The sequence below is a fragment of the Thermomicrobiales bacterium genome (assembly GCA_037045155.1).
In the GTDB taxonomy this organism is placed as follows: Bacteria; Chloroflexota; Chloroflexia; order Thermomicrobiales; family CFX8; genus JAMLIA01.
The window spans coordinates 1-9,874 of sequence record JBAOIG010000006.1 but is presented as its reverse complement, the minus strand read 5'-3'; the positions used below and the strand labels follow the sequence as shown (position 1 = coordinate 9,874).

The following is a 9,874-nucleotide window of genomic DNA, read 5'->3' as shown; positions in this document are numbered from 1 at the left end:
CACACTAAAATCCGGCGCACTGCAAAATGTTGAGCAGGGTTGTTGTGGGTTAAAATACACACCCCTTTTTAGGGCTCGAGACACGTGTGGACGTGCTTATCTTATATGAGTACTAACTCAAAAAGAGCTACTGATCGCTGGGTAATGGCCACCATGTCTACAAGATGTGTAAGCACGTAAGCACCCAGGCAGCACCCACATAGGCATACCCGACGCTGCGCGGCTCAACCCCGGCTCAACCCCCCCCCCCCCCGGGGGGGGGGGTAGCATAACTGTAGCATCGCGTGTGTGGTTATTTATATAATATTAAATAGTGCGTAATTATACATAATGCGTTATATATATAGTTATATAATATTACATAGTGTGTAATTATACATAAAATTATACATAATACATTATATATATATATGTATACATAGCATAAAATTATACATAATACATTATATATATATATGTATACATAGTATTATATATAATATATTACTAATATACATTACTATACAGTGCGATACTTAGCGTGCCGCTACATCCGCGTGTGTATATTAGTTAATTTATCGGTGTTAGCTCAGGGTTTATTCTACACGTTGGGGGTGGGGCTATTGGCGTTTTGCTGATGCCTCGTGTGTAGTCAAGGGTTGAGGTGTAGGTACGTAAGCCTGGGGTAACAATAAACGTGCTGAGGTCGGTGGTGATGCAGGCTTTCAGGGCCGTATTGCGCGTGTTGTTTTTCAATAGCGTCAATATTACCAGGCTTTCAGTAGTTCTTTTTGAGTTGGTAGTCTTGGGAGAGGGGGGGGGGTCGCGTATCGCATACCATCACCCTTGAAAGGGGGTGTGCCCAGCTTATACCCACCTCGCCCTATACTTTGTGGTGTCGGGGTTTTAATGTAGAGGGGGGGGGGGGGGGTCACTATCGACGTTCTGGTACCCCTTTTTGAGTTAGCATTTATATAAGGATATTTCTCGCACATGGACCCATTAAGCGCAAACGACGCTTTATCTCAGTGTCGGGGGCGCTAATTTGACTAGTTTGCAAGTTCCCCTTTTCGTTTTAGTCGTTCAAGAGTAGGACAGCAGACTTTCAATTTGCTAATTCGGGTGCGAGTCCCGGCTAAAACGTTTTTTTTGTGTTAATTTTAATTGTTTAGCTATACACATCTGTGAAACATCGCCAATGCTTTAATAACCACATTTTCGAAGCTTTTTTTTAAAGCTTTCCTATACATTAACTTTTTGGATATGTTAACTTTGTTTTTTATTTGTTTTTCCCTGTGGGGTTGTATTAATAGAAACAATTTCCGGTATAAAGTTAAGTATTTTTTTTTCTTTTTATTATCATCCTCACTTTTTGGATTTTTAGCCTCATTCGATGGATGTATACTGCTCTTATTACTTACGGAGTTTTTTATACTGTTGTTATTCATTATGTTGTACCTTACCAATACCGCGTTACCCTCGGGGTCAAAGGCCTTGCCGGTATCGTTTACTTTTTTTTGTGCCAGCAGTTTTGTAATTTATATTTTTGCAACACCAATGTCACTTAGCGGCTACTCTTATGCACACTTTAACTTTTATGAGTCAGCTCTTGACCTAGTCACTTCTGATTTTTTTTTATTTTTTCAATTTTTTTTTGCGCGCAACCCCCTATTAGTAGCTTATTGCGGTTTAATTTTAAGTTTTTTTATTATATTTTTTATTTCCTTTTACTTTCAACTTAAGAGAAGTAATATACTTACCAAAGGTGGCGCCTCTAATTTAGAGGTATTACGAAAACAAAACCCAGTAAAACAAGCTAAGCATAAGGCTCAGGTCCGAATTTTTAAATTAAATGTTCCAAAAAGGTAGTTTTTCCATCCCTAGTGATTCTAGTGGAATCTTACTAGTGAAAGTCATACAAACTAGACGTTGTAGCACTCGTAAGCATGCTGACATTGGTAAGTTTTTAAAGGTTGTACTTAAGCTTACAAAAGTTAAGTTAACAAAACGTCGTAAACGTAAAGTTAGGGCTATTGTTATAAGATCCCAAAGGTGCTATACTAAGCCGTGGGGTTTATATTATTTTTTTCCAAATAATAACCTAGTTCTTCTAAAGAAGCGCATGAATACGATAGGTAAGGAAATGTACGGGCCTACAAGTAAGGCTTTAAAAATCAAAAAGTTTAGGGTAGCTTTTCAATACCTGTATTAACTAGTTAGCGACTCAGTATATTTATAGGTGGGGACACCTTCTGGGTAGATACAAATAAAATTTCTTATGTTAGTTTACTCTCTAAACTTAATAAAAACTTTTCACAGAAAAATAATCAACAAAAAAACTGATTCAAATAATTTTAAGCATTGTTCCCGCTTTTTTATAAACTTTATAAACTTCAGTGTGTGGTTATACTATACTAGTAGAGGTAAGCCCAAGTCTAGTAGGCGTTGAATACTAAAACAGGGTGGGTCTGGCTGGGGTTTGTTTATTTGGGGCTTAACACAAAAGGCCTTCCTGATAAAAAAAAAAATTATTTTTGTAGATTGTTTGTTTACATATTACCTAAACGGTCTTTCAGCTTACAAATACAGCTGGTATTAGTTGTAATCTCGTTAAATATTTTCCTTAGTTGCGAATTTGTCTTTTTTAGTAAGCCTTATGGTTGAAGCCTTTTTGTTAACAAACTGCTTATAGAGTTTAGATTTTATAGTGAAAAGTACCGCGAGGGAAAGGTTAAACATCATAGTAATATGTGTGAAAACTGAATTTTAATGCAATAAATCAAATAACGCGCTAGTGTTATTGTACCTTTTGTATAATGGGTTGGCGAGTTAGTTTTATAAAGCAAGCGCAAGCGTAAAGATATTATTACAGTTTTATAGAACTGTACCCGAAACTAAGCGATCTAATAATGAGCAAGTGTTAGACTGAACTCATAAATGTTGCAAAATTTTGAGATGACTTGTTATTAGGGGTGAAAGGCTTATCAAGCTTAGTGATAGCTGGTTCTCCACGAAATCTATTTAAGTAGAGTGACTTTTGCTTTTTGTTTAGGTAATTCTCTGACTGAGTGAGTCGCTCGCTTCGTCATAATGTATAAATTAAACTAATAACATGAAAGTTAAACAGACCTAGTAGCGCTAAGGTTATTAGGTCGAGAGGGAAACAGCCCAGAATACACGATAAAGTGACTAATTAAGTTTATTATAAAAAGATCTAGCAATTTTTGTAACGAAGAGGTAGGTTTGGAAACAGCCATCCTTTAAAGAAAGCGTAAAAGTTCAAACGTTAATAAAGATTGTAATAAATCTAAATCCTAGGTCTATAAATTACTGTCAAAAAAGCTTAAACTGAATCGGTATCGTTTATTTTACGTAAACGGGTAGTGGAGTGTGCTCTTTTTTTATAAAAATATATTGAAAAATATGTTGAAAAATTGAGTAGTAATTATGCCAACATGAGTAATAGACTACTTTTGAGAATAAAGTATGCCGAATGTCTACGTGGTTTTATAGTAAAGATAATCTGACTATATAAAAATCGACAACTAAACATTTAACTAAAGTTATATGTTATGTAAGCTAATCAACGTGTTACTAGGATCATTTAAAATATTTTAAGTTGGCAACCCTAGTAAACATTAGAAAAAACTTAGTACTAATCGTACAAATCCTAACACAAGTAGACTGGTTGAGTAAACTAAGGCAAAAGAGTGAATAATACTAAAGGAACTCGGCAAAATATCTCTGTAACTTCGGGAGAAAGAGAGCTTTATTGTATGATCTAAGAGGGGGTAGCGACTGTTTATTAAAAACATAAGACTTTGCGAAATAGAAATATGAGGTATAAAGTCTGACACCTGCCCAGTGCTGCAAGACGAATCAAGAATGTTCTGCATTTTTATAAGTCCCAGTAAACGGCGGCCGTAACCCTGACGGTCCTAAGGTAGCAAAATCCCTTGACGGGTAAGTTCCGTCCTGCACGAATGGTGTAACGACTGCCCCACTGTCTCTAGTATTATCTCTATGAACTTGAATTAGACGTGAAGATGCGTTAATGTACAGCTAGACGGAGAGACCCTATGCACCTTTACTGTTATCTAACTGGGGTTATTTTTTTTAAAGATATAGGTATGTAGTAATATTATTCAAGTGAAAAACTACTTTTTTATTAGAAATAATCTGATAAAATAGCGGAAAATTTTAAGAAGTTTGAAAGACAGTTTGGCTGGGGCGGCAACCTCCTAAAAAGTAACGGAGGTGTATATTCGATTTAAGATATGCATATAGCAGTGTAGGCTGAATAATATACTTAGGTTGGATTAGTTTACTTACAAGTAAGCTAAGGACAAACGTCTGTTATATTGACCCGATTTTTTTTACAGCAAAATAAATCGATCAACGAATAAAAGGTACGCTAGGGATAACAGGCTGATAATTTCTTAGAGTTCCTATCGAAGAGATTGTTTGGCACCTCGATGTCGGCTCATCATATCCTGGTGGAGCATACGCTGCCAAGGGTTCGGCTGTTCGCCGAATAAAATGGTACGTGAGCTGGGTTTAAAACGTCGTGAGACAGTTTGGTCCCTATCTACTGTACACTTTAAAAAAAAAATCAGGTTTACTTCAGTACGAGAGGACCGAGGACAACAAGCCAATTGTTATAAATTACTTAACACATTTAAGTAAGTTTAAAAGCTACGCTTGATAATGTAACCATACGTTAATATGGGAACTTTGTGATTTTTTTTTTTAAATAGGCCTGTTGACGAGAACAACGAAATGCGTGTCTGACGAACACTAAGAAACTAGAGGAGTCACTGAAGCATTATGCCTAATATAACTGATGTAAAAAACAAAAATTGGGGGTGGTGGCTGAGTGGTTAAAGCGGCAGACTGTAAATCTGTTGGGTGACCGTCGTTGGTTCGATTCCAACCCACCTCAGGATTAAAATATTAGTTAAAAAACTGCATTAGAAGGATGCCTACAATCTAAACTGTGCATGGTATTTAGTAGAACAAAACGCATTATATAAGTTAATACTACTATACGCACTAAAAATACTGAAGAAAACTTTTTTAGTAAGTATTTTTATTAAAATCAACTGAGATATAAGTAAGGATGACTGAAATATAGCAGAATTGAAGCAGACATAACTATTTGGAAAAGTAGACAATAAAGGTGATAGTCCTGAGTCTGAATAAAATGCGCCGCGCGGAGGTCCACTCAGGGCTCATCCCCCATGATTTGTCGGGTTCAATTCCCGAACGCGGCTTAGCTCGTATGGCGGAACTGGTAGACGCGTATGACTTAAAATCATATCCTACGGGGTGTTGGTTCGATTCCAGCTATGAGCAGACGTTTGTACAATTTATTCGTAAAACAAAACTATTTAATAAAAGTAGATACTCAAGGAATAGGCAGCTGGCCCGAGTTATTTTTTATTTTGCCATTTATATAAACATTTTAATTATTTATGGTATTTTTTACGTTATATACGGGCTAAGCATCTACCACAACTCATTCTTTTTTTTGGTTTTTTGTTCTTATTTGAGCTATATACTAAGCTTCTACCTTCGTATTAAAAAAATATAATAATTATGTTTACAAATATTTATAGTTTTGAATATTATAGGGTTTTTAAGTCAGGATTGTTGCTTGACTTTTTTGTAAAAAAATTGTTTTTGCAGTTAGCTTATTGTTCGTTTTTTGTTTTTAATATCATTTTTTCAGAAAAATACTTTATAGAGTTTCTGTTTTTACGACTAAAAAATTTTATTAAAGTAGTTCAAAAATATCTAGACAACTTTAGTAATGAATTTACTTATTCAGTTTTATCGTTGTTTATATTAACAGTAATATACTCGTTTGTACTATTATATTTAATAATTGATGCGTTTACACATGATGCCTGATATACTAGCTTACTATTACTATAGTGACGTGATTACTTTATTTATAAACTTCATATTTTTATTTCACATAGCTATTTCAATCTTTGTATTTAGTAGTAAGCATATATTTAAGAATTTATACACCAGCAACTGAATACTATATTACTTTTTATCCATTTGTTTATTATGCCTTTTTTACTATTTAAGTAAATTTACAATAAAATTACAGACCACTTCCTTATTTTTAGGTGATAATAAAAACGTAGCGCTTAGCTTTAGTAATGTTTTTGCTGATACTATTGTTTGTCTAGCCTTAATTACTTCTATAATAAGTTGAATATACCTAAGTGAGCGCTACATGTATAAAACTCACTTTTTTATATTTTATTTTTTTATATTTATTGTGTGTACTATAAACATGGTAAGCACACCAAATTTACTACTAATGTTTATCTTTTTTGAGTTTATTTTTTTACCATCTCTTTTTTTTGTTTACCAATTTGGGTATTCAAAAAAAGTGGATAAAACAATTAGTTACTTGTTAAAGTGAACATTTTCTGGTTCTTTTTTAGTATTATTAGCTATAGCTTACATGTATAGTACTTGTTTTACTTTAAACGTTCACGACCTTTCTATGATAAAATTTTCTGAGTTTGAGTTTACCACGTTATATGTACTGTTGTTTTTTGGGTTTGGGGTAAAGATACCAGTGTGGCCTTTTTACTATTGATTGACAAAAGTTCACGTAGAAGCTCCAGCTGGTTTTTCTATATTTTTAAGCGGATTTTTGGTTAAAACAGCGTTCTTTTGCCTAAGTGTTTTTTTTTTTTATTAAAATCCAAATATGTTTATATATTCAGCTTAACCTTTGTTATATGGGGGATATTAGACGCCTCAATACGAATGTGAACAAGCCCCGATATAAAGAAATTAGTAGCTTTCGCCACTGTTCAAGAAATGAATCTTATAATTTTGTTATTATTAGTTTTAGAACCTAGTAAATACTTAATGCTAAATTTATTTTTATTAGTTCATGGGTTGTTATCTAGTCTTTTTTTTTATCTTGTTGATCAGGTACAAAAGCAATATTTGTCGAGAAATCTTAATAGTATTAGCGGTGCTATTTACTTTTTACCAAATCTTTCTCTTATAATTTGAAGCTCTTTATTAGTCTTTAGGGGTTTTCCAATTTTTGTAAAGTTTTTTATTGAGTGAGAGCTTTTGTCAATGCTTTTAATAAACTATAAAATTATAGGCGTGGTGATCTTTCTTGTGTTTAGTATTTTTGGTGTTCTAGGTTTTTTTAGGGTTTGAATGTCTATTATGTATGGTCAGCCACAAAATTTAGGTATTTCTAGAGACATCTTAAAGCTTGATCTTATAGTTGGTTTTTTTTTATTATCCTCCTTATGCCTGTTAAGCTTTTGTCTACTTTATTTTTAAATATGTTTAGTGTTTTGACCACCTCCCTAAATGATCTAAAAGTGTATATTATAACTCTTAAAATTTGACAAACTACTATGCTATTTTATTTTATTTATTTATACGCACTACTAAACTTACTTGTTTTTTACCAAGTTCTTAACTAAATGTCACTAGTAATAATACTACTTAATTTTATAAATGCTTGCGTAGAGTTCTTAGTGTTGTATCACCTGGTTCTTTTATGCGCGGCACTGTTGATTGTGATTATCACCATAGTAAATAAATTTTTTGTTAAAAAGAATTTAAATTTTTTTTTCTATTACTTTATCATTTTATTTTTTGTATTTGTAGCTATCTACTGAACTATTGGTAAAACCTCTATCGTTTTTTATTGTTACTCTGGTTTAAACTACTATATAAATTGTATTTTTTTTTTTTTCACCGCCAGTGTTTTGTGTTTTATTTACGAAAGTACTCTTTTACAGTAATATGAAAGACTCGCGTCAGCGCACTATAGAATTTAAATTTGACGCAAAAAAATACGGAAAGTATTTCAAAACTATAAAAGATCAAGAAGTTATAAAAACCATGGACTTTATCTTGCCGATAGACTCCCTTTTTATATTTTCAATGTTGGCAAATTTTAAGATATTTACCACAACGCTAACTGCTGCAAATGAGCTTCACTTTTTATTACCCTCTTCTCATTATTTTTGATTTCACCTATGTCTAAGGGTAAACTTAACTAAAGTATACTTCCCCAGAGATATGTTCTGTAATATTAATGATTCAAAAGTTTTTTTATTGGTACCCACATCTTGTTACCTAACAAATTACAACGTAATGGTTCATACCGAATTTCTAACTGGTGACCCTGTAAAATCATTATCATTAATATTTTTTGGATTCAGTTGGGTTGAAAGAGAAGTGAAAGAATTTTTTAACATTTTTTTTTGGGGTTTAAAAGATACCAGAAGGCTTCTAACAGATTATGTGTCTTTATCAACAAATAATAGCGAATACAAAACTACACCCTATAATCACTTAATTCAAGACATAATCAATATAAAGTTGTTACAGTGACTATATATACTAGCTTACTTATTTTTGTGTTGCACAGTTTCTTTTATTTTCTTAAATAAAAATCTATTATCTTTAATTGTTATTAGCGAGGTTATCATTGTTTTACTTTACCTCTCTGGTTTGCTTTTATCTAGCTGTATAAATATGTATTTTTTAGTCGGCTTCTCTTTTTTTATCTTAATACTAGGGGGCTTAGAAATTGCGTTAAACCTACTTATAAGCATAATGACATAACTTATATATTTGCCGGATTTTTAACTGAGTATATTTACACACATATATATATACCAAAGTATTATGTTAATTTAAGCAAGTCTAAGTGTTTAAACTATGTTTGCAGGTTTAATACAGCTGTACTTTGCACCTTACATTTTTCGTTAAATACAACCACTAAATGTTACGAATTTTATATATTATCCTACGATACCTGTATCATACAGTTCGTTACTACACAATAGCTATAGTTTATCCAAACCTGTTACACTGAGTGGTGCGCTTTGTTAATTTACTAAGGAGAAATTGTGCGAAAATTTATACCTTCTTTTTTTGTGTAATTCTTATCTCAGTCATTTTTTTAATCGCAACAATGCAGATACCACCACTAAATGTTAAGACTTTTCTTTAAAAAACGTATTACTACCCTCCAACGTGAAAATACCATAATGTTTTACTCACGCACATTAAACGCTTTCCGTAAAACATTTTTTGAAAGCTATCTTTTTTTTAATTCAAACTTTCACATTACGTTACCTAAGCGCCAACAATACTTCACATTTTTTAATTTAAACACTTCAAAGAATACTAATTTTAGTGCAGGTAGATACTTATTAACCATGGGCTATAAATCTAAATTTTTTAAAAGACAACCAAAGAACGCACTTACTATAATATTGCAATTAAAGCGTAATTTCCAAAATTTATTAAGGTTAATTTATATGTTTTCTTTAAAAAATTTTAATCATAGGCAATTCACATTTTTTAAAAAGTTTAATGTAATTGTTAAGCCAGAAATAAAATACTTGATTCACAAGCGTTCATTTATACCTAGATTTTTGCCTAAACGACGTATACGGCGTAGGGTGCTGCGAATAATAAATAGAAAGTAGTAGAAATTGAATTTAATTTTTATACTTAACCATTATAACTACGCAGTCAGGTTATACATGTATAAAACAGAACTATGATATAACTTTACAGCTTCATTAGTTAACTCTACTTTAAATTTTTTAATAGTTTTGCTTTTTGTTATGTTTTTTTATAAAATATTTATTAGGCTGCTACTTTTTACTTTTTTTATAAAAAGTTTCCCCTTTATTCATAAATACGCGATTTTAGCTATACCGCAACAGTTATTAATAGGTTACAACGTAATACACCCCCCTCTTTTTTATATATCTTTTCTCGTGATCATTTTTAGCGTAGTTGAGTCTCAGGTTTTTTTTAGAGTGATATACGCCATGCTTTGTGGTTTTTTAGCACTTTTGTTGGGGGGTAC

Annotated in this window: 2 tRNA genes and 1 rRNA gene; all 3 read left to right on the top strand. The window is 32.4% G+C overall.

Going from position 1 to position 9,874, the window contains the following annotated elements:
- Positions 1-2,600 precede the first annotated feature (2,600 nt).
- The 3 genes from V9F06_15930 (at position 2,601) to V9F06_15920 (ending at position 5,334) form a co-directional block, all read left to right on the top strand.
- Positions 2,601-4,827: ribosomal RNA gene (locus V9F06_15930) — 23S ribosomal RNA — on the top strand.
- Between the two features lie 14 nt (positions 4,828-4,841).
- Positions 4,842-4,921, top strand: a tRNA-Tyr gene (locus V9F06_15925).
- Between the two features lie 333 nt (positions 4,922-5,254).
- Positions 5,255-5,334 (top strand) — tRNA-Leu (locus V9F06_15920).
- Positions 5,335-9,874: the final 4,540 nt, after the last annotated feature.